This is a genomic window from Rhizobium giardinii bv. giardinii H152, from assembly GCF_000379605.1.
GTDB lineage: Bacteria > Pseudomonadota > Alphaproteobacteria > Rhizobiales > Rhizobiaceae > Pararhizobium > Pararhizobium giardinii.
The window spans coordinates 11,982-32,253 of the sequence record NZ_KB902746.1 but is presented as its reverse complement, the minus strand read 5'-3'; the positions used below and the strand labels follow the sequence as shown (position 1 = coordinate 32,253).

At 61.8% G+C, this 20,272-nt stretch carries 16 protein-coding genes and 2 pseudogenes; 6 read left to right on the top strand and 12 right to left on the bottom strand.

Annotated features, from left to right (window positions below):
• The first annotated feature begins 14 nt into the window (after nt 1-14).
• The gene (locus A3AY_RS0132090; protein ID WP_018329760.1) at nt 15-2,177 is read left to right on the top strand and encodes a mechanosensitive ion channel family protein; all 2,163 of its coding nucleotides are present in this window, start codon (nt 15-17) and stop codon (nt 2,175-2,177) included.
• Between the two features lie 10 nt (nt 2,178-2,187).
• Here the strand turns inward: A3AY_RS0132090 and A3AY_RS0132085 are convergent, their stop codons facing one another.
• The 5 genes from A3AY_RS0132085 to A3AY_RS0132065 form a co-directional block, all read right to left on the bottom strand.
• Nucleotides 2,188-2,508 carry a type II toxin-antitoxin system PemK/MazF family toxin gene (locus A3AY_RS0132085; RefSeq protein ID WP_018329759.1) on the bottom strand — a complete coding sequence of 107 codons (321 nt, stop codon included), beginning with the start codon at nt 2,506-2,508 and terminating at the stop codon, nt 2,188-2,190.
• Nucleotides 2,502-2,756, bottom strand: a complete 255-nt coding sequence (locus A3AY_RS0132080) for an AbrB/MazE/SpoVT family DNA-binding domain-containing protein (protein WP_018329758.1) — start codon at nt 2,754-2,756, stop codon at nt 2,502-2,504. The genes A3AY_RS0132085 and A3AY_RS0132080 overlap by 7 nt, the downstream gene beginning before the upstream one ends.
• A 142-nt stretch (nt 2,757-2,898) precedes the next feature.
• On the bottom strand, nt 2,899-3,279 hold the full coding sequence (locus A3AY_RS0132075) for a DUF6481 family protein (RefSeq protein WP_018329757.1): 381 nt from the start codon (nt 3,277-3,279) through the stop codon (nt 2,899-2,901).
• 209 nt (nt 3,280-3,488) lie between these two features.
• The gene (locus A3AY_RS0132070; protein ID WP_018329756.1) at nt 3,489-3,704 is read right to left on the bottom strand and encodes a hypothetical protein; all 216 of its coding nucleotides are present in this window, start codon (nt 3,702-3,704) and stop codon (nt 3,489-3,491) included.
• 148 nt (nt 3,705-3,852) lie between these two features.
• Nucleotides 3,853-4,077, bottom strand: coding sequence for a cold-shock protein (locus A3AY_RS0132065; protein ID WP_085995086.1), 225 nt, complete (start codon nt 4,075-4,077; stop codon nt 3,853-3,855).
• Between the two features lie 381 nt (nt 4,078-4,458).
• Here A3AY_RS0132065 and A3AY_RS0132060 point away from each other — a divergent pair, with 381 nt between their 5' ends.
• Together A3AY_RS0132060 and A3AY_RS0132055 are read left to right on the top strand one after the other, a co-directional pair.
• A complete protein-coding gene (locus A3AY_RS0132060; protein WP_018329754.1) occupies nt 4,459-5,391 on the top strand; it encodes a VOC family protein in 933 nt (310 codons plus the stop codon).
• A 12-nt stretch (nt 5,392-5,403) separates the two neighbouring features.
• Complete coding sequence (locus A3AY_RS0132055; RefSeq protein WP_018329753.1) at nt 5,404-6,003, top strand: alpha/beta hydrolase; 600 nt, start codon at nt 5,404-5,406, stop codon at nt 6,001-6,003.
• Between the two features lie 104 nt (nt 6,004-6,107).
• Here A3AY_RS0132055 and ggt read toward each other — a convergent pair whose 3' ends face one another.
• Complete coding sequence (gene ggt, locus A3AY_RS0132050) at nt 6,108-7,838, bottom strand: gamma-glutamyltransferase (RefSeq protein ID WP_018329752.1); 1,731 nt, start codon at nt 7,836-7,838, stop codon at nt 6,108-6,110.
• Nucleotides 7,839-8,016: 178 nt separating this feature from the next.
• Nucleotides 8,017-9,396 carry an FAD-binding oxidoreductase gene (locus tag A3AY_RS0132045; RefSeq protein ID WP_018329751.1) on the bottom strand — a complete coding sequence of 460 codons (1,380 nt, stop codon included), beginning with the start codon at nt 9,394-9,396 and terminating at the stop codon, nt 8,017-8,019.
• Between the two features lie 185 nt (nt 9,397-9,581).
• Between A3AY_RS0132045 and A3AY_RS0132040 the strand changes: the two genes are divergently transcribed.
• Nucleotides 9,582-9,815, top strand: a complete 234-nt coding sequence (locus tag A3AY_RS0132040; protein ID WP_018329750.1) for an AbrB/MazE/SpoVT family DNA-binding domain-containing protein — start codon at nt 9,582-9,584, stop codon at nt 9,813-9,815.
• 72 nt (nt 9,816-9,887) lie between these two features.
• On the opposite strand, the gene A3AY_RS0132035 is transcribed toward A3AY_RS0132040, so the two are convergent.
• From A3AY_RS0132035 to A3AY_RS0132015, 5 genes are all read right to left on the bottom strand, one after another.
• Nucleotides 9,888-13,061, bottom strand: a complete 3,174-nt coding sequence (locus A3AY_RS0132035) for an efflux RND transporter permease subunit (protein WP_018329749.1) — start codon at nt 13,059-13,061, stop codon at nt 9,888-9,890.
• Nucleotides 13,058-14,209 (bottom strand): efflux RND transporter periplasmic adaptor subunit, encoded by a 1,152-nt coding sequence (locus tag A3AY_RS0132030; protein WP_018329748.1) that lies wholly within the window; start codon nt 14,207-14,209, stop codon nt 13,058-13,060. The genes A3AY_RS0132035 and A3AY_RS0132030 overlap by 4 nt, the downstream gene beginning before the upstream one ends.
• 94 nt (nt 14,210-14,303) lie before the next feature.
• On the bottom strand, nt 14,304-14,813 hold the full coding sequence (locus A3AY_RS40225) for an MFS transporter (RefSeq protein ID WP_210163044.1): 510 nt from the start codon (nt 14,811-14,813) through the stop codon (nt 14,304-14,306).
• A gap of 53 nt (nt 14,814-14,866) precedes the next feature.
• Nucleotides 14,867-17,839 (bottom strand): NAD(P)-dependent oxidoreductase, encoded by a 2,973-nt coding sequence (locus A3AY_RS0132020; protein ID WP_018329746.1) that lies wholly within the window; start codon nt 17,837-17,839, stop codon nt 14,867-14,869.
• A gap of 784 nt (nt 17,840-18,623) precedes the next feature.
• Complete coding sequence (locus A3AY_RS0132015) at nt 18,624-18,833, bottom strand: dodecin (protein WP_018329745.1); 210 nt, start codon at nt 18,831-18,833, stop codon at nt 18,624-18,626.
• Nucleotides 18,834-19,088: 255 nt separating this feature from the next.
• On the opposite strand from A3AY_RS0132015, the pseudogene A3AY_RS39530 reads away from it, so the two are divergent.
• Nucleotides 19,089-19,384: pseudogene (locus A3AY_RS39530) on the top strand (branched-chain amino acid ABC transporter permease); the annotation flags it as partial.
• A 12-nt stretch (nt 19,385-19,396) separates the two neighbouring features.
• Nucleotides 19,397-20,224, top strand: a pseudogene (locus A3AY_RS36730) (acyl-CoA dehydrogenase family protein); the annotation flags it as partial.
• Nucleotides 20,225-20,272 lie beyond the last annotated feature (48 nt).

Genomic DNA, 20,272 nt, shown 5'->3' with positions numbered 1-20,272 from the left:
CTGAGGGGCGGCATATGCGGAAGGCTTGCAATATCTGGCCGTTTTTGGCGCGGCTGTGGCTCATGGTGGCTGTCATGGTTTGTGCCGCAGCCTATGGCGGCCAACCCGTCCTGGCGCAGACACCCGCTCCGGCGGCGTCCGAGCAGAAGATCGACCAGTTGATCAAACTGCTCGACGATCCCGAGGTCCGGGCCTTGCTGAACAAGAGCGCAACCGCGCCTGCCTCGCCGGCGACGGATGCCGCCGTGGACATGTCGGCAGCGACCTTCAATGACTGGGGCAGCAAGATACGCCAGCATTTGCGCGATATCGGGCAGGCCGTACCGCGTGTTTCATCCGAATTCATGCGCGCCGGCGGCACGATCGCCGCCGAGATCAACGGTCACGGCCCATTCGCGGTGTTCGTTCTTTTCCTCACGCTGGTCATGATCGGTTTTGGTGCGGAGTGGCTCTTCCACCGCATTGCCAGCCGCAGCCGGGCACGCGCGGCAGGCAAACAGGTCGACGGGGTAAGTGTCAAGCCGCTGCATCGGGCCGGCCACCATCTCTTTGCCGTTCTGGCGCCATTGCTTGCCTTCGGCCTGGCGAGCCTTGGTCTGTTCCTGGCAATGACATGGCCGCCGCTTCTCAACGCTATCATGCTGCCCCTGCTGCTTGGCGTCATTGCTTGCCGCTTCGTCATTCGCATCGCGAGGGTGCTGCTCCTCGGCCCGCCGTCTGCGGATGGTCCGGATGAGGCGGCCGGCATCATCCCGCTCGATCACACCGCGAGTGACTTCTGGTACAAGCGGGTCTTCTGGCTTGCCTCTATCCTGTTTGCCGGCTGGGCTTTTGCCGGCGTGATGGTGGCGCTCAACGTTGCGCCCCCGGTGCGCGGTGTTGTCGTCTATGGGCTCGGCCTCGGCTTGCTGCTGGTTGGGATCGAAACCGTCTGGAACCGTCCGGCTGCCAATGCCCGGCCGCAGGGCCGCGGCGTCATGGAATGGGCGCTCACGGCTTACCTCTGCCTGTTGTGGGCCTTGTGGGTCGCGGGCATGGTCGGCGTTCTGTGGATTGGCATTTATGCCCTGGTCCTGCCTGGCCTTTTGAAGACGACGACTGCCACGGTGCGAAATGCATTCGCCGCCAGGCGCGACGCTCCCGACGGCGGCAATCCGGTGCTGGAGGTCCTTGTCGAACGCGGCGCGCGGGCCGCGATCATCGTGCTCGCTGTCGCCTGGCTTGCCTTCCTTGTCAACAAGCGATCCTCGATGTTTTCCGGGGGGGCGATGACCGATCGTCTGATTCAAGGTATATTGGCGGGAGCAATCATTCTGCTTGTTGCCGATATTCTTTGGCAGATCTCCAAGGCGGTCATCAACCGTGCAATTGAGCGCGCACGGGTTGCCACCGGCGATGATGCCCATAAGGCGCGAAATGCGCGCCTTATGACATTGTTGCCGCTCCTGCGGACGGTGCTGGCAATTGTCATCGGGCTGATTGCCGTCATGATGGTGCTGTCCGGCCTCGGTGTGCAGATCGGTCCGCTGATTGCAGGGGCCGGCATCTTCGGCGTGGCGATCGGTTTCGGCTCGCAGGCGCTGGTCAAGGATGTGATCAGCGGGGTGTTCTACATGATGGACGATGCCTTCCGGGTCGGGGAATATATCCAGGCCGGCAGCTACAAGGGGACGGTGGAGTCTTTCAGTATCCGCTCGGTCAAGCTTCGCCACCATCGCGGCCCCATCTTCACCGTGCCCTTTGGCGAACTCGGCGCCATCGAGAACATGAGCCGCGACTGGGTGATCGACAAGTTCACCATCTCGGTGGGCTATAGCGCCGACATCAACAAGGTCCGGAAAATGGTCAAGGGGGTTGGGGCTGCCCTGCTCGCGGATGAAGAACTCGGGCCCTACATCATCGAAACCGTCAAGATGAAGGGCGTTGAGCAGTTCGGCGACTACGGCATCAATCTGAGCTTCGCGATGATGACCAAGCCGGGCTACCAGACGATGGTGCGCCGCCGCGCCTATATGATGATCCGCGAAGTCTTCGTCCAGAACGGCATCGTCTTCGCTTCGCCGACGGTCCAGGTTGCCAGCAACGATCCAGCTGCTGCGGCGGCGGCAGCTGCAACCATGAAAGCAGCGATGGACCAGAAGAAACTGGCCGAAGGCGGCGCCGAGGGGGCTCAATAGGCCTTGTATATTACTCGTCGTAGAGTTCCCGCAACGTTTTCAGCGTTTGTTTGAGAACGCCGGCTGACACGGCGCCGAGACGCTTGACAAGCCGTTGCTTGTCGAGCGCTCGGGACTGTTCCAACAGGATAAGCCCGCTGACTCCCTGAAAGGTGACGGGCACGCGAAAGCCCGCAGGGCGGCTGCCGGATGTCATGGGCGCGACGATGACCGTTCGCAGATGGTCATGAATTTCGGCGGGTGAAATGATCAGACAGGGCCGGGTTTTCTGGATTTCGCTACCGACTGTCGGATCAAGCACCGCAAGCCAGACGTCGCCGCGCTTCACCATTTCAGCGTGGCGTCCTCTTCATTGCCAAATTCAGGCCATTCCAGCGGGTCGTCCTCGGCGGCGGCAAGGCGCTTGGCGTCCTCCGCCCAGCCTTTACGCGGCAGGTTCGTCACCCGTTCGATGACGATCCGGCCTGCCTCAACCCTGAGTTCGACACTGTCACCGGCCTCGACGCCGACCTCCGCCAAAAGCGGCTTTGGGATGATGACCCCGGCCGAATTACCGATTTTTTTAACCGCGCTCAACATCGCACTTTCCCGTTCGCTGGAGATACGTCTATATCATCCATACGCGCCCGTTACAACAAAGTTGTAACGAAAATGGGCCGTTCTAAGGGCGACTCGGCGGAGAGTAGCCGGTGATCAGCCGGCCTCGCGCATCGCGGCGTTCTTACCGCTGGCGAGCCTTGCGGGCAGCGTAACGCCGGTCGCGCTCGGCCTTGCGTTCGGCTTCGTCGGCGACGACACGGGAGATCCGGTCACGCTCGGCCTGTTCGCGGGCGGTCGCCTCCGCCTTCTGCTCGGCCTCCGCCGCTGCGGTCAGGGCCGCGGCTTCGGCGAGCTGGCGCTCGTTCTCTTCCTGCTTCAGGCGGTCGCGCTCGGCGCGGCGGGCTTCGCGTGCGGCCGCGTTCGCCTGCCGCTCGGCAAGCTTGGCGGCCAGTTCCGGATCATCCGCCTTCGGTGCCGATGCAAATTTCTTCAGAAGCTTCTGCTTGGCTTCCGCCGCAGCCTTGCGCCGATCGGCAAAGCCATTATCGGTTGGGTGTCTCAATCGTCGTCGTCCTTGTTGGTGGATTTATCGTTTTGGCCGGCCCTCGGCCGGAAAGAATCTCGGGTCGCGGAAACCGACAACCATGTGCCGTTTCGCATTTTACGCTTCCTCAAGCTAGAGCGGAACCGTCAAAAAACACCCGGGCCACCGTATTTTACTGCGATGGAGGAATAACAGCGATAGGGTGGCAGCAGCCAGGCAGCAGGCAATCAGCGTTTTGCCGATTTCCTCGATGCCGGCAGCTTCACCGGCGTGCTGGCTTCCCTTTCGAGGCGCAACTGCCGCAGCCGCAGCGTTTTGGCCTCGCGTTCGGCGGCAACGTCGTCGATTTCCGAAATCGTCCGGTTGCGCGCCATGAACTGGGTCTGCGTCCTGCTAAAGGCAGTTTCCGCCTGATCGCGGGTCTTGGTCGAATTCTCGGTCACTTTGAATATCCTTCGGCTTTCTCACCGGAACGCGCGGCCGATGCTCGGTCACGAAAAAAGGCCAGGCGATTTGCCTGACCTTCCAATTGGCCGCTGCCTCGTCAAAGATGCCAGTACATCCGTGGTCATCCGAGAGGCTTCGTCCGATTTAGGCAGCCTGCAGCTGGCAAGCGGACATTTTGCCCGACTTGTTGTCGCGTTCCATCTCGTAGCCAAGCTTCTGGCCTTCGACGATTTCGCGCATGCCGGCCCGCTCGACAGCGGAGATGTGAACAAATACATCGGCGCCGCCGTCATCCGGCTGAATGAAGCCGAAGCCCTTTGTGGAATTGAACCATTTAACTGTGCCAGTGGTCATAACGAACCCTTTCAATAGCAACATGTAATCCACTGCCGTACGACGCACGGCAGGTCATAATCTCGATTTTTGAAGGGAAGTTCGTCAGAGACGCGCCAAGCGCGGGCAGAAACAAATATCGGTCAAACAACTATCGATAGACAGGTTTATAGGGGGATACTTCGGTTCTGTCAACCTTTAGTTTTTGGCTGTCTATTATGTCCTCGTTTAAGTTGCGTCGGCCGTTTCTTCCCGTCAAGTCGATCACCTGTCCGTTCGTCGAACAGTTTCCATTAACTGTCCACGGATTGGAGACAATCCGTCCATCCCTGCTGGCCTATCGCCACGCGAAAAAGAGGCACATCTAGGGAGGCGAAACGAGGCCCGGTTTTCAGACGGGCAGAAAGGGACACGATCATGCTCACTCAGATCAAGGGACTGCACCACGTCACCTCGATGGCCGCAGATGCCCGGACCAACAACCGGTTCTTCACCGACGTGCTCGGCCTGCGCCGCGTCAAGAAGACCGTCAACTTCGATTCGCCCGATGTCTACCATCTCTACTACGGCGACGAGACCGGCGCGCCCGGCACGGTCATGACCTATTTCCCGTTCCCGGATATGGGCCGCGGCCGCCCGGGAACCGGCGAAGTCGGCACGGCCGTCTTCTCGGTTCCGGAAGGCTCGCTCGGCTTCTGGAGCGACCGGCTTTCCAAGCGCGGCGTGACGGGCCTGAGAACCGAAGAAACGTTTGGTGAAAAGCGACTGAACTTTGCCGGCCCTGATGGCGACGGCTTTGCGCTGGTCGAAGTCCGGGACGACAACCGTCCTGTCTGGACGGCGAACGACGTGTCCGAGGATCACGCGATCCGTGGCTTCCATTCTGTTGCCATGCGTCTTCGCGATGAAGGCGCGACGGCCGAACTCCTGACGTTCATGGGTTACGAGACGCTTGAGAGCCGGGATGGCGTCACCCGGCTGATCGTGCCTGGCGGCAATGGCGCCGGCATCGTCGATCTTGAAACCATGCCGAACATCCAGCGCGGCCTGCAGGGCGCGGGCTCGGTGCACCACGTTGCCTTCTCGGTCGAAAACCGCGAAAAGCAGCTTGAGCTCCGCAAGGCGCTGATGGACACGGGCTACCATGTGACACCGGTAATCGACCGCGACTATTTCTGGGCGATCTATTTCCGCACGCCCGGCGGCGTCCTGTTCGAAATCGCCACCAACGAACCGGGTTTTGATCGCGACGAGGACACCGCGCATCTCGGCGAGGCGCTGAAACTGCCGCAGCAGCACAAGCACCTGCGGCCGATCCTTGAGCAGCATCTGCAGAAGCTGGAAGACTAAGGGAGAGATATCATGACCGATTATGGCTATGTGCACAGGCTGAAGGCCGGTGCACCCGGAAATCCGATCTTCTTCGTCTTTCACGGAACGGGCGGCGACGAGCGGCAGTTCTTCGAGTTCGGCGCAAATCTCCTGCCGGATGCGACAATCGTCTCGCCGCGCGGCGATGTTTCCGAACACGGGGCGGCGCGCTTTTTTCGCCGCACCGGCGAGGGCGTCTACGACATAGCCGATCTTGCCCGGGCGACGGACAAGATGGCGGCGTTCGTCGGCACGCTTGCCAGGGAGCATCAGGCTTCGCAGGTGATAGGCCTCGGCTTTTCCAACGGCGCCAACATCCTTGCCAACCTGCTGATCGAGACGAACCTGTTCGACAAGGCAATCCTTTTGCATCCGCTCATTCCCTTCAAGCCGAAGGACAACGCGGCACTGGAGGGCAGGCAGATCCTGATCACCGCCGGCCAGCGCGACCCGATCTGCCCGGCTCCGCTGACGCAGGCCCTTGCCGACTATTTTACGGCCCAGAAGTCGATCGTGGATGTCGAGTGGCATACGGGCGGTCATGACATCCGCCAGAACGAGATCGAGGCGGTTCAGCGGTTCTTGGGGTAAGCCGAGCGAAGGCGAGGCAGTGAGGGGGCAGGCTTAGGAGTCAATGGCTTTGCCCCCTCATTGCAGCGCTTCGGCCTGCCCTGACCGATGTCAGTCAGTCTTCCTCAATACCCCCTTGCAGCCCCCGCCGCGGCGCGGCTGTCCATGGCACCGTTATAGCGGGCGCCGCCGCCTTCCTCGATTTCGGCGAGGTTCTTGCCGCCGACGAGGATACCGGCCGCCTGACCCCAGATCGGCCAGCTTGCATCGATCTGTACGTCATGGCCCATATCGGTGAGCCGTTTCAGCGTGTCGGCCGACAGCGCGTAGGGCTCCATATAGACCTTGTCAGGCAGCCATTGATGGTGGATGCGCGGCGCATCGATCGCTTCCTGGATGCTCATGCCGTGGTCGATGACGTTGATGATGGCTTCCAGCGTAATCGTGATGATGCGGGCGCCGCCGGGGCTGCCGATGATCATGAAGGCTTTGCCATCCCTGGAAATAATCGTCGGGCTCATCGACGACAACGGCGTCTTTTTCGGCTCGATCGCATTCGCCTCGCCCTGCACCAGCCCATAGAGATTGGGGGAGCCCGGCTTGGAGGTGAAATCGTCCATCTCGTTGTTGAGCAGAATGCCCGTTCCCGGCGCCACCACGCCGTTGCCGAAGGAACCGTTCAGCGTATAGGTGACCGCGACCGCATTGCCGTCCTTGTCGATGATCGAATAATGCGTCGTTTCGGTGCTTTCGCCCATGCCCTTCGGCATGAGCTCCTTTGAGACGCCAGCCTTGAACGGGTTGATCTTCTCGCGGATCTCCTTGGCATAGGCCTTGTCGGTGAGCTTCTCGACGGGATTGCTGACGAAATCGGGATCGCCGAGCGCCGAGTTGCGGTCGACATAGGCATGGCGCATGGCCTCGACCATGGCATGCACGGTCTCGGCCGAGCCATAGCCGAGGTAGGATAGCGGATAGCCCTCCAGCACGTTGAGGATTTCGCAAATGATGACGCCGCCGGAACTCGGCGGCGGCGAGGAGACGATCTCGTAGCCGCGATAATTGCAGGTCACGGGCTTAAGTTCGCGGACCGCATAGTGCTCGAAATCGGTCTTGGCGAGAATGCCGCCAGCGGCTGCACTCGCCTTGACGATGTCGTCGGCAATCGCCCCCTTGTAGAACGCGTCTGGACCTTTCTCCGAGATGCTTGTCAGGCTCGCCGCGAGATCCGGCTGCACCAGCTTGTCGCCAATCTTAAAGGTCTTCCCGTCCGGTTTGAGGAAGATCGCGGCGGCCGCCTTGTCCTTCGACAGCTTCTTCGCGCCGTTGGCAAGGGAAGCAACGTCGCCCTGTTCGAGCACGAACCCGTCCTTGGCGAAGCGGATTGCCGGAGCGAGAAGTTCGGCGCGCGGCAGCGTGCCGTAACGCTCTCGGGCGGTCTCCAGGCCCATGACCGAGCCGGGCACGCCGACGGCGAGGTAGCTGTCGGTGCTGGCGCCTTTGACGATCTCGCCCTTGTCATCGAGATACATGGTCTTGGTGGCGGCGAGCGGTGCGCGTTCGCGGAAATCGAGGAAGGTCGTCTTGCCGTCCTTCAGCCGGATCGTCATGAATCCACCGCCGCCGATATTACCGGCGGTGGGGTAGACGACCGCGAGGGCATAGCCGACGGCAACTGCGGCATCGACGGCGTTGCCGCCCTTCTTCAAGACCTCGACGCCGACATCTGAGGCGAGGTGCTGGGCCGTGACGACCATGCCGTGCTCGGCCTTGACCGGCTCGGGCGAGGCTGCGAACGCGGGTGAGAGGGCGAGGCAAAAGATGAGGGCGAAAGAGGCGAAGGCAGCGGGTTTCATAGCAGTCTCCCGATTCCAGTTTTTGATGAGGCATCTTTGCCGAGATCAGGCGACAATGCCACCCATTCCACGCATGAAACAGAATGCCGGATTTCAGCTGCCGGCAAGGAGACCTGCCGAGCGCAAGCAGAGGAAACTGCGGGGATGATTTTTGACGGTGCGTGCGCCGCGCGAGGGCTCAGGCCTCCGGCGGAATGACCTTTGCAGGGTTGAGGATGGCGTTTGGATCGAGGGCCGCCTTGATGCGGCGCATGACGTTGATTTCGGCTTCGCTGCGCGAATGATCAAGGAAATCGCGTTTCAAGGTACCGATGCCATGCTCGGCGGAAATCGAGCCCTGGTATTGTCGAACGAGGGCGTAGGCGATCGCATCGATTTCGTGCAGATCATGCTCGCCGGCCGCGTCGATCCAGACGGCCACGTGAAGGTTGCTGTCGCCGACATGGCCGAAGAAGGAGACATGGGCGGCGGGAAAGCGGGTGCGTAATGCCGTCTCGCAGTCGACGGCGAAATCGCCGAGCTGGCCGATCGGCACGCTCACGTCCAGATTGACGAGGCCCGGCAGCAACTGGTCCATCAGATGGCCTTCGCGCACCGACCAGAAGGCGCGTGCCTCCTTCTCCGACTGGGCAATCAGCGCGTCGGCGAGCAGGCCGTCTTCGAACGCCTTGCCGAGGAAGGCTTCGAAGCGTTCCCTGTCCACGTCGCTGCCGGCGACGTCCTCTTCGATGATGACCGTGAAGGGAGGCGTCCTGTCGAAGAAAGCGAGCTTCAGGGCCTCGGCGTTGAAGCGGAAATAGCTTTCCCACATGGCCTCGAACGCGGAAAGGCCGGGAAGATCGCGCTGGGCGGAGTTGAGCAGGGAAACGACATCGCCATAGGTTTCGAGCGCGCAGAGCGCGGTCAGACGGGCGGTGGGCAGGGGGCGCAGGCGCAGGACGACGCGGGTGATGATGCCGAGCGTACCCTCCGATCCAATGAAGAGCTGGCGCAGGTCATAGCCTGTGTTGTTCTTGGTCATCCGGTTGAGTGAGGAGAGCACCGTGCCGTCAGCGAGGACGGCTTCGAGACCCAGAACATTGTCACGGGTGACGCCATGGCGGATGACACGGATGCCGCCGGCATTAGTGGCGAGGTTGCCGCCGATCTGACAGCTGCCGCGGGCACCGAGATCGATCGGCACCAGGAAGCCCCGCTCTTCGGCGGCGCGCTGGGCGACTTCCAGCGGCGTGCCGGCTAGCACCGTCATGGTCGCTGCGGCGGTGTCGATCTGCTCGATGCCCGACAGGTGTTCCAGCGACAGGGCGATGTCGCCGCTGCGCGCGTTGGCGCCGCCGGCAAGGCCGGTGAGACCGCCCTGGGGCACGACGGGCTGGCGGTGGCGGTCGCAGATCTTGAGGGCTATCGAGACATCTTCAACGCTCGAGGGGCGCAGGACGGCCAGCGGAAGGAACCTGCCGGTCATGCTGGCGTCGCTGCGGTAGCGTTCGCCGATGCTTTCGCCGGTGAGCACCTTGTCTGCGCCGAGTGCAGCAATGAGATCCTCGATGACGGTCATGGTTCCGGTCCCTCTTCATGCACGAAACGCGGCATGCGATGCGCCGCGCTGCCTCCAAGCTGGTCTCGATTCGCTTGGACCTTAGCGCTTATGGATGGGTGTTCGAAAGCCCTCGCCGAGGTCTCTCCTTGAAGTCGAGCGCTCGATGCAATAGCTCAATTCGCACAATCTTACCGAGGTGAACGATGAGCGCGACAGTGACGGCGAAGGGACAGGTGACCATTCCGAAACCGGTGCGGGACTTCCTCGGCCTGGTGCCGGGAACGCGGGTCGAATTCCAGTGGGCTGCAGACGGCACCGTGGTCCTCACGCGGGCGGACGAAAAACGGCCGGCAAGGCGCTTCGGCGCGCTGCGCGGCGATGCCGGAAAAGGACTGAGCACCGACGCCATCATGGCGCTGACGCGCGGTGAAGTGTAACGCTCCTCGACACGAACGCGCTGGTCGGTCGGATGGCGATGGCCGGGCAGGGGCCGCCCGGTCTGTCGCTGCTCAGATCATGCCGGCTTCCGGTGCAACGGGCTTCTCTTTCGGCTTGTAGCGGAAAGACCGCAGCGCGACGTAGAAGACCGGCGTCAGGAACAGCCCGAGGATGGTGACGCCGAGCATGCCGGAGAAGACGGCGGTGCCGAGCGACTGGCGCATTTCCGCACCCGGTCCGGTGGCGATCATCAAAGGTACGACGCCGAGGATGAAGGCGAAGGCCGTCATCAGGATCGGCCGCAGCCTGAGCCGGCTCGCCTCGATCGCGGCGTTGACCGGGTTCATTCCATCGTCCTGCGCCTGCCGCGCGAACTCGACGATCAGGATGGCGTTCTTCGCCGCAAGCCCGATCAGGACGATCAGCCCGATCTGCGTCAGGATGTTGTTGTCCAGGCCCCTGAGATGCACGCCGACCAGAGCGGCGAGGACCGCCATCGGCACGACTAGGATGATCGCCAGCGGCAGGATCCAGCTTTCATACTGGGCCGACAGCGCCAGGAACACGAAGATGACCGACAGCGCGAAGATGAAGATCGCCGTATTGCCGGTATTGCGCTCTTGGAAGGCGAGATCGGTCCATTCGAAGGCGGTGCCCGGCGGCAGCATCTGGGCCGCCAGTGCCTCCATCTTGTCGAGCGCGGTCCCGGTCGAGACGCCGGGCGCAGGATTGCCCTGGAGGGGCACGGACACATACATGTTGTAGCGTTGGACGAGTGCCGGCCCGGTCGTATCTCGGATATCGACCAGCGTTCCAAGCGGCACGAGGGCGCCGGTGGCCGAGCGGACCTTGAGGTCGAGGATGTCCTCGCGCTCCAGCCGGTACTGCTGGTCTGCCTGGGCCCGCACCTGATAGACGCGGCCGAAAGCATTGAAATCGTTGACATAGGATGTGCCGAGGTTGATCGACAGCGTCTCGAAGATGTTGGGGATCGGTACGTTCAGCGCCCGCGCCTTGTCGCGGTCGACCGCCAGGAAATATTGCGGGCTGGAGGCTGAGAAGGTGGTGAAGACGCCCGTCAGCCCTTCCGTCTGGCTGGCGGCGCCCATCATCTGATAGGCAACCCCGAGCGCGCGGCGCATGTCGGAGCTCTCGCGGTCGACGATCTGCATCTTGAACCCGCCGGAATTGCCGATGCCGCGGATCGACGGGGGCGGCACGGCAATGATGAAGGCCTCCTGGATCGCCTGCATCGTGCCGTAGAGCTGGCCGATGATCTGGTTAGCGCTTTGCCCGTGTTTCAGACGCTCCTCGAAGCTTTCGAAGGGCGTGAAAATAACGCCAGAATTCGATGCATTGGTGAAGGTCGCGCCATTGAAACCGGCGAAGGCGACGGCATCCTTGATGCCCGGCACCTCGCGGATCATTTCCGTCGCCCTCTTTACCACCGCATCGGTGCGGGCAAGCGAGGCGCCGTCCGGCAGTTGCACGACGACGATCGCATACCCCTGGTCCATGGTCGGCACGAAGCCGCGCGGCACGATCTGCGCCATGTACCAGGTGCCCGCCAGCAGTGCGAAAAAGACAAGCAGGCTGGCGCCAAGCGCGATCTTCGTCGTAACGAGGTGGCGGACGACCCAGGAGTATCCGTGGGTCATCCGGTCGAAACCATTGTTGAAACCGTTGGCAAGGCCGCGGCCGATCCGCGTGAACGGGTTGCGCGTTTCGTGGTGTTCCCGATGCGGACGCAGGATAAGTGCCGCAAGCGCCGGCGAAAGCGTCAGCGAGTTGAGCGCCGAGATTGCCGTTGCCACCGAGATGGTGACGGCGAACTGCAGGTAGAACTGCCCTGAAATGCCGGGAATGAAGGCCGTCGGCACAAAGACGGCGATCAGCACGAGCGAAATGGCGATGACTGCTGTGCCGACCTCGTCCATCGTCACATGCGCTGCGAGTTTCGGCGTCATGCCTTTGGCCAGATTGCGCTCGACATTTTCGACGACGACGATCGCATCGTCGACGACGATGCCGATCGCCAGCACCAGGCCGAACAGCGTCAGCATGTTGAGCGAGAAGCCGAAGGCCAAGAGCAGCGCGAAGGTGCCGATCAGCGAGACGGGAATGGCGATGATCGGGATCAGTGCCGTGCGCCAGGACTGCAGGAAGACCAGCACGACGATGGCAACGAGAATGGCGGCCTCGAGGATGGTCTTGTAGACCTCGTTGATCGATTCCGAGATGAACTCGGTCGGATTGTAGACGATGGTGTATTCGAGGCCTGGCGGGAAATCCCTGGACAGTTTTTCCATCGTCGCCTTGATCTGATCGGCCGCGTCGAGCGCGTTTGTGCCGGGGCGCGAAAAGATGCCCATGGCGACGGCGGCCTTGCCGTTCAGATAGCTGTTGGTGACGTAATCCTTGGCGCCGAGTTCGATCCGGGCAACATCCTGCAGCTGCACGAGACGACCGCTTGCCGTCGCCTTGACGATGACGTAGCGGAACTGGCGGGCATCGCTGAAGCGACCTTCGGTCGTCACCGTGTACTGGAACGCGTTGGTGCCTGCAGTCGGCGGTCCGCCGATCGAACCGCCGGAAACCTGGACGTTCTGGTCGCGCAGCGCCTGCACGACGTCGCCGGAGGTCATGCCGTAGGAGGCGAGCTTTTCCGGGTCGAGCCAGATGCGCAGGGCAAATTCGCGCTCGCCGAACAGGATGACGTCGCCGACACCATCGAGGCGCACCAGAAGGTCACGGGCGCGGGTACGGGCATAGTTGGAGACATAGAGCTGGTCATAGCGGTCGTTCGGCGACAGGAGATGCACGACCATCATCAGATCGGGCGAGCTTTTTGCCGTGGTGACGCCGATGCGGCGGACCTCTTCCGGCAGCCGGGGCTCCGCGATCGAGACGCGGTTCTGGACCAGCACCTGAGCCTTATCGAGGTCGGTGCCGAGCTTGAACGTCACCGTCAGCGCCATCGAGCCATCGGCGGTCGAATAGGAGGACATATAAAGCATGTCCTCGACACCGTTGATTTCCTGCTCGAGCGGGGTCGAGACCGTGTTGGCGATCGTCTCGGCGTCGGCACCGGGATAGGCCGTGCGGATGACGATGGTCGGTGGTGCGATTTCCGGATACTGGGCAACCGGCAACTGGAAATAGGCGATGCCGCCGACGATCAAGAGGACGATCGACAGGACCGACGCGAAAATCGGCCGGTCAACGAAGAAATGGGCAAATTTCATTGGCCATTCTCCGTCGATGCGGCTTCGGGCGGCAGGGTGACCAACTTCCCATCGACGACGACACCGGGCCTCAGCCGTGTCAGCCCGTTGACAACGATGGTCTCGTCACCGGTCATGCCCTCGCGAATAACGCGGTAGCCGTAGAGCCTCGGCCCAAGCCGCACCGGTTTCGTGGTAAAGCTGCCGTCCTCGGCAACGACATAGACGACGCGCTGGTCCTGGTCGGAGCCGATCGCGTCGTCCGGAACGAGGATGCCTGTGTAGGTGTTGGACGCGCTGACCTCGACGCGCCCGAAAAGGCCCGGCTGCAGCACGAAATCCGGATTGTCGAACCGGGCGCGAATCCGCATCGTGCCGGTTTCCTGGTCGACGCGGTTTTCGGCGAAGTCGAGCTTGCCCTTGAATGGTTTTTCGCTGGAATCAGCGATGGTTACATAGACGTCGAGCGACCCGCCGCCCTCCTGCAGGTTGCTGCCGTGCTCGCGCGCCTGGCGGGCATAGTTGAGCAATCGGCGTTCGTCGACGTCGAAGTAGAAGTCGATCGGATCGAGCGAGACGATCGTCGTCAGCGCGGTCTGGTCGGCCTGCACGAGATTGCCGACCGAAACCAGCCGGCGGTCGATACGGCCGGCCAGCGGAGCAATGATCTTGGTATATTCGAGATCGAGCTCGGCCCTGGCAAGGCTTGCCTCCGCGCCGCGCAGGTTTGCCTGTGCCGACCGCAGCTCGCGGCGGCGGTCGTCGAGCGTCGAGATTGGAAGCGTGCCTTTCTGCACCAGCGACTCCGTGCGCTTGAATTCCGCTTCGGCGAAGACCAGCGTGGATTTCGCAACCTCGAGCGATGACGTGGCGACGTCGAGCGCAGTCTTGAAGGGGCGCTGGTCGATGACGAAGAGCTGGTCGCCCTTCTTCACCATGGCACCGTCGGTGAAATCCACCTGGTCGAGATAACCGCCGATCCGCGAGCGGATGGTCACCTCATCGACGGCCTCGAAGCGGCCGATGAATTCATCGACGTCGACGACGTCGCGGACGACCGGCTTGGCGACCGTGACAGCGGGCTTCTGTTGTTGTTGTGCTAACGGAGAGGTTGCGGAAAGAGCCGTCGAAAAAAGCAGTATCGCCGGAATGAGCCAGTGTCGTGCCATCTGTAAGTTCCCTGAAGCGCGTGGTGCGGATCAATCCCGCGCGGGCGCGCGGGGCGGTTCCTGGAGAGCGCAGGTGGCCAAGCCTTGCCGGACATCAAACTATTACGGGCAGTCGGGACACGGGTTTGGCCAAGCTGCAGTGGTCTGAAAGATGCAATTTTTTCAAATCGTTAGGCGCGTCGCCCATGGAATTGGAACGACGCCTTTGCAGGGGCAGCTTACAGCATTCGGTTATCGTGTCACCCCGAAAAAATAGATCAAGGTGGCGGTCGAGCGCAAGCGCGCACCACAGCCCTTTAGCGCCAGGAGGTTTCGCCGACGGCGGCGCCGATGACGAAGAAGATCGATCCGAAGATCCCAATCGTAACCACCTGGCGATCGGGCATTTCGACCGTTCCTCGCCGTTGCTGTAGTCCGCGATCAATGTCGTGCAGCAGGTCATGATGACAGCCTCGACACAGCCGAAGACGAGGCGAGCGATGAGAACGCTGTTGAGATCGTTCAGCACCGCCGGCAGGCAGCCGAAAAGCGCAAAGGGCGCGGTTCCGATGGTCAGCATGTTCTTGCGGTGGAACCGGTCGGCCAGGAAACCGGCGATCGGCAAGAGTGCGAATCGCCAGTGCCGGGTCGGCCGCCATCAGCATGCGGCAGCAAATCTCAGCCCTCGGCCGGCCCGTAGAGCCCGAGTTGGTCGAGCAGCGCCCGCTGCCGGGCGACACTTTCAACGAGCATGGGGGTGTAGCGATCGATGATCCGGTTGCGATGGCCCGGGTCGGAAACGGCCGAAAGCCCACCCAGGATCGCGACGACCTTTTTCGAGGTCTGCTGCAGTTCGTCGAGAATCCCTGGCCTGTCGGCGACCTCAGCGACGGCTCGCTTCGTCACTCTGCCAATGCCAGCCGGCGTGCGGCTGCCCGCTGACACGTAACCCTCCGGCAGGTCGCCCTTGAGATTGGTCACCGACTTGAAGCGGATAACTTCAAAGATCTGATCCACGGCATGCTTCGCGCCGGTTACCCGGGAGGGATGGTCGGTGTCGGCGGCGGCATGCGGCAGCAATTCCAGCCTGCCCTTGTGGCGCTCTTCGAGCGGCAGGTAAGGAAGCATCGGTCCGCTGAGCTTGCCGGTCGCGGCATCCTTGAAGAGGTCGGCATCGATCGCCGCGTGGGCGATCTTGCCCGACAACAGCGCCTCGTCGAGCGCGGCGGCATCGACGACCTCACCCCTGTCATAGTTGACCAGCATCGCGCCGTCGTTCATCACGCCGAGCACCTTGGCATCAACGGTGCCGGCGTTGGAGTAGACGCCGGTGGTCCCGTCCAGGCGACCGAGACCGATATGAACGGAGAGCACATCGGCGCCTGTTGCAGCTTCAACCGGACTCGCCGCATAATCAAAGCCTTCCGCCTCGATCCATCGCTGGTGATGCCGGCGGGCGTAGATCGTCACTCTCATTCCGAATGCCTTGGCGAGCTTGGCGACTTCACGGCCGATATTGCCGTAGCCGAGAATGGCGATTTTCCGGCCCTCCAGCTTGGCCGTCGGAAAATCCTTGAGCTGGCGGCCTGTATCGAAGTCGCCCTCGGACACCATCCGATGCAGCTTATCGACCGGCAGATCGGGAACGACCCTCAAGATCGCCTTCATCGCCATTTGAGCGGTCGCGCGGCTGTTGATCCCCGGCGTATTCATCAGCGGCGCGTTGCCGCCCTCACCATTGCCGCCACCCCAGGAGGCCGAACCCATGTTGCCGGTGCCGGTACCGATGCGCACCCCTCCGAGCGGGAATACTGAGGCCTTCGGGATGAAGGTCGCCGCCGCGATCAGTGCGTCGTACTGGCCCTTGTCGGTCTGCGGCAGGATCTCCGCCTCTGTGCTCAGGTCGGGCTGATAGTAGAAGTGCACGTGGCCCTTTTCGAGCGCCGATCGGTCGCCGAGCGGCCCGAGGTGGAAGATGCCACCCTTTTCCTCGATGTAGGCCTTGATCTCGCGGTGATCCGGCTGACCGCCCGCGTCGAAGCGCAGGCCGACAAGGTCGGCGATCAGCACCGTATAGGCGTGCGCCGGGTCGTCCTTGCGGACCGCTGCAACGGCGTTGGTAGGCGGCTCGAACGTAACGCCCTCCTTTGCCAGCTCCTCTTCCAGGACGACGATCTTGGCGCGCAGGTAGGCGTATTGAAGATTTTCCAGTAGTGCGACGACATCTTCCGGATCTCGGATTCCACCAACCCAGGCGCGGTAGTCGCCGGGTGTACCCGGGAATGCATTAACGTAGCGGGCCGCGTCGAGGCCGGGTTCGTATTCGCCGCTCGGATGGGTAATGCCCTCATAGCCGAGCAGTTGTTTCGAACGCGCGATGATGCGGGCGTGGATGTGGGGATCGGCGACGTCGTCATCTTCGACCTTCAGGAGTGTTACCGCCGCACCGCGCCGCTCTGCGTCGGTGACGGTTAGCGACAGAAGCGGATGCGACTTGACCCACTCGTCGATCACTTTGCGATTGGTGCCTGAGCGACGGTTGAGCTCAACAATGGAGCCGACCCGAGCCTCCGACTGCAAGAGGCCGAAGGTGGTCTCCGCAAAGGCGAGTGCACTGTAGGTGTTGATGACCCCGCCAAGCATGCGGTCTTCGCCGGCATCGTAGAAGGGCCCGGCATCGACGGAGCGCTTGGCCGAAAGTGGCTGCTTTGGATCGATCGGCGGCGCGATCTTCAGCTGGCGTGGGATCGCCCAGGCGGGATCCTGTTGGTTTTTCTCGATCAATGCCAGCGCATGGGGCGTGAACGAGGCGACAAAATACCCAGAAACCCCGCCGATCGCCTTCTGGAACGGCATGAAAAGGCAGCACTTCGCCATGACCGCCGCGACCAGTTCGGGCTCCCACGGCATGGCACCGAGCATCGAGGTGGCATCGAATACCGCATGGCGTTTTACCGGATCGCCATCTATCCAATTCAGAAGTTCGTGAATCTCGCGGCTCGTATAGGCATTGGCCCCGGTCGTTTCGTGGCCAACACCGACAAAGATCGAAACGCCCAGGGCGGAGAGCGCTGTTGCCGTCGGGATCACGCCTTCGGAAGCGGCAAAATGAATGCGGCTCTCGCAGCCCCTTTCGGCGAAGCGCTGCATCTCGATCAACTGGGTCGCCCACGACTGGCGGAAGAAACCGGCGGCCCTGGAGGGATCACTCTCTGGTCGGGGTGTGTCGACATAGAAGTGCTGGGTCGCGTCGTTGGCGTTCATCAGGTGCTGGACGCAGACCGTATAGCCACTGTGGCCGCCGCCGAGTCCCACTGCCATGCGGTTCGTCTTCGGAAAGCCGAAATAGCGATGAATCGCCCGCATCATGTCGGTCAGGATTTTGTCGGCGGGATAGCCGCGGTGCATGCTTCGGGAAATCTCGGCAGTCGTAAAGCCGCCGATGTCGTTGCCCTGGTCATCGAACTTGCGATAGGTCTTCTCGATCCACGTGTGGAAGGCGGCGCTCCGCAGGCGGCTGTCCACTTCGTCGGTGGTCGCATCGGTGATTGGGCCAACGCCGAAAAACGGGTTGGACGGCCGCCTGGGCGCGCCCGATCCAGTCAATTCGAGTGCCCTCAGTCGCTGTTCCTGCATCTGCGCGATATTCATCGTTGTTTGCCAATCTGTGATCGAGGGGGGGATGGCGGGATAATGGAGCGAATGTTCCGGAAAAAAGATGGCATATGCGTCGCACAGCAGGCGGAATGCGTCATCCGTACGCCTGAATTGAACGATTGCTGCAATGCGAGCGGTCGTGCGTGAGCAAATGCCGGATGACGCAAACAGGCTTCAGGATCCGATTAACTCCCAGGCGACGGCTTGCCTTGCGCGATCGATCAGCTCCGCCAGTTTCGGGAAAAGGTTTTGGAGCCAATGAACCTCGAGAATGAAGGAGCTTGATTCAATTCGCCAAGGCCGTGGGCTGTGGGCGGCACGGCGAAGCTTCTATGAGGCTTCAAAGATGGTCTTGCACACCGGCAGCCTGTCAACAGCGGCGCGTAGAAGAGGGCGTCAGCAAGGGCGTTGGGGCTCTCCGACGCCTTTGCTTCTTCAAGCACGTCGCTTCACTCTTGCCGCCTTCAACGGATTCAGACGACTAGCAATCCCTGACGCTCTGCAACCGTGCTTTCGGCCCAGTTCCCGCATTGTCGACGCCGCAAATTCCAAGGTTCTTGCCGCATGCGGAAGACCGCAGCGCCTTTCCTCTTATTTTCGGCCCTGAGCGTGAGCGCGTGCCGATACTCTTCGCCCTTCCGATTAGGAATAGATCTCAACTGCGTCGAGACGACGCGCGCCGGGCGGCATTCGGCTCCCGACGCCACTGTCCTCGGCCGCGACGTCTGCGTCTTTTCGAAGGCCGATTTAGCACGGCGCTGAAGCCTTGCTCACAGCATCAGTCGTCAATGCGAAATCCAACCTTCACGACCACCTGATAGTGCGCAACCGCTCCATCCTTAATGTGACCCCGGATCTGGTCAACTTCGAACCACTCGAGGTTCCTCATGGTTTTCGAGGCTCGCGAAATCGCCGTCTCGATCGCTTCGGTCAGCGAGACCTTTGAACTGCCGATAAGTTCCACTTTCTTGTAGACATGGTCGCTCACGTTACCCTCCCGATTTGCTCAATTATGCATGGCGTCTAGGGCACTCTACGAGGCTGCAACGGACGTCATTGGTGGACAATGCCGCAACCAAAGCGCTACAGGCATGAACCTTCACAGCCAAACGCCACGATCCGGCAACTGTTTGCTGTTGTCAAACGTTCTAAGACCCGAGGGGCTTGGAAGGGGCGTCCGAGTGCCTGTCGCTGCAAACCGTCTCGGTGGTCAATGGCCGATCAGTGCGTAAGCTAGACGGGGAAGATTCTCGCCCTCGCGATCTCCTTCTTCATCATTGGCGTCGCCGTGTGCTGTTTGCCTTCGCCTGTCTTCGCACCGTGGAGCCGGCCGGCTTCAACCTCGACCGGTCGTTCTAGATTGTCATCATCGGCGGCCTCGCCTCGATTCGGGGCGCCTTTTTTGGTGCGGCCTTGATCGTCGTCTTTCCGCTGCTGCTGTCGCGGCTCGGCGCGTTCCTGTTCGGCGACATCTTCGATTCGGGCTTGCTCGACATGACCCAGCGCATCGTGCTCGGCGCCCTCATCATGCTCTTTCTGGGCCCCGAACTGCGGTTCGGCAACGCCTTTTCGGAGTTCGGATCGAAGCGGGCCGTGGATTTTGATACGCGCTGCACTGATGCGGGCGGCCACGTGATCGTTAACGGCCAGAAGTTTTATTCCTCCGGCGCGCTGCTCGCGCACTTGTGCTGATCGTAGCGCTCGACGACGCGGGCCGTGCCTGGTACGCCATCGCGGAAAGCGATACGCCGGGCCTGACGGTGATTGACGACTGGTGTTCTTCGGCCAGCGCACGACGTTGTCGGGTACGGTCCTGCTCAACAACGTCAAGGTGCCGAAGACGCATCTGGTGCCAGGCTACAAAGGCTACGAGGTACCGACCGCAGACGGCGCGATCTTGCAGATAATCCAGGTTGCGGTTGGCACCGGCATCGCCCAGGCGGCAATCGACGAGACTGTCAAGTTCGTGCGCACCAAGAGCCGCGCCTGGCTGGACTCGGGCGTCGAATGCGTGGGATGATCCTTACACGATCCAGGCGATCGGTGATCTGGCGCTGCGCCTGCACACAGCACAGGCGCTTCTGGAAAAGCTGGCTATGCCGTCGACCGGGCGGTCGCCAACCCGAGTGCCGATACCCTCGCCGAAGCGCAGATCGTCACTGCCGAAGCCAAGATCCTTTCGACAACGATCGCGATCGCGGCCACCAATAAGCTGTTCGAACTGGCCGGCACTCGTTCGACGCTCTCCGAGCACGGGCTCGACCGGCATTGACGCAACGCCGGACCGGTCCGCTCCACGATCCGGTGCGCTGGAAGTATGCCATTCTGGGCAAATATTTTCTCAACGGAGAAAAGCCGCCACTTCATGCCTGGAGCTGACAAAGGACGATTGATCTCCCGCGGCAGGAGCCGCGGGAGATCGACCAA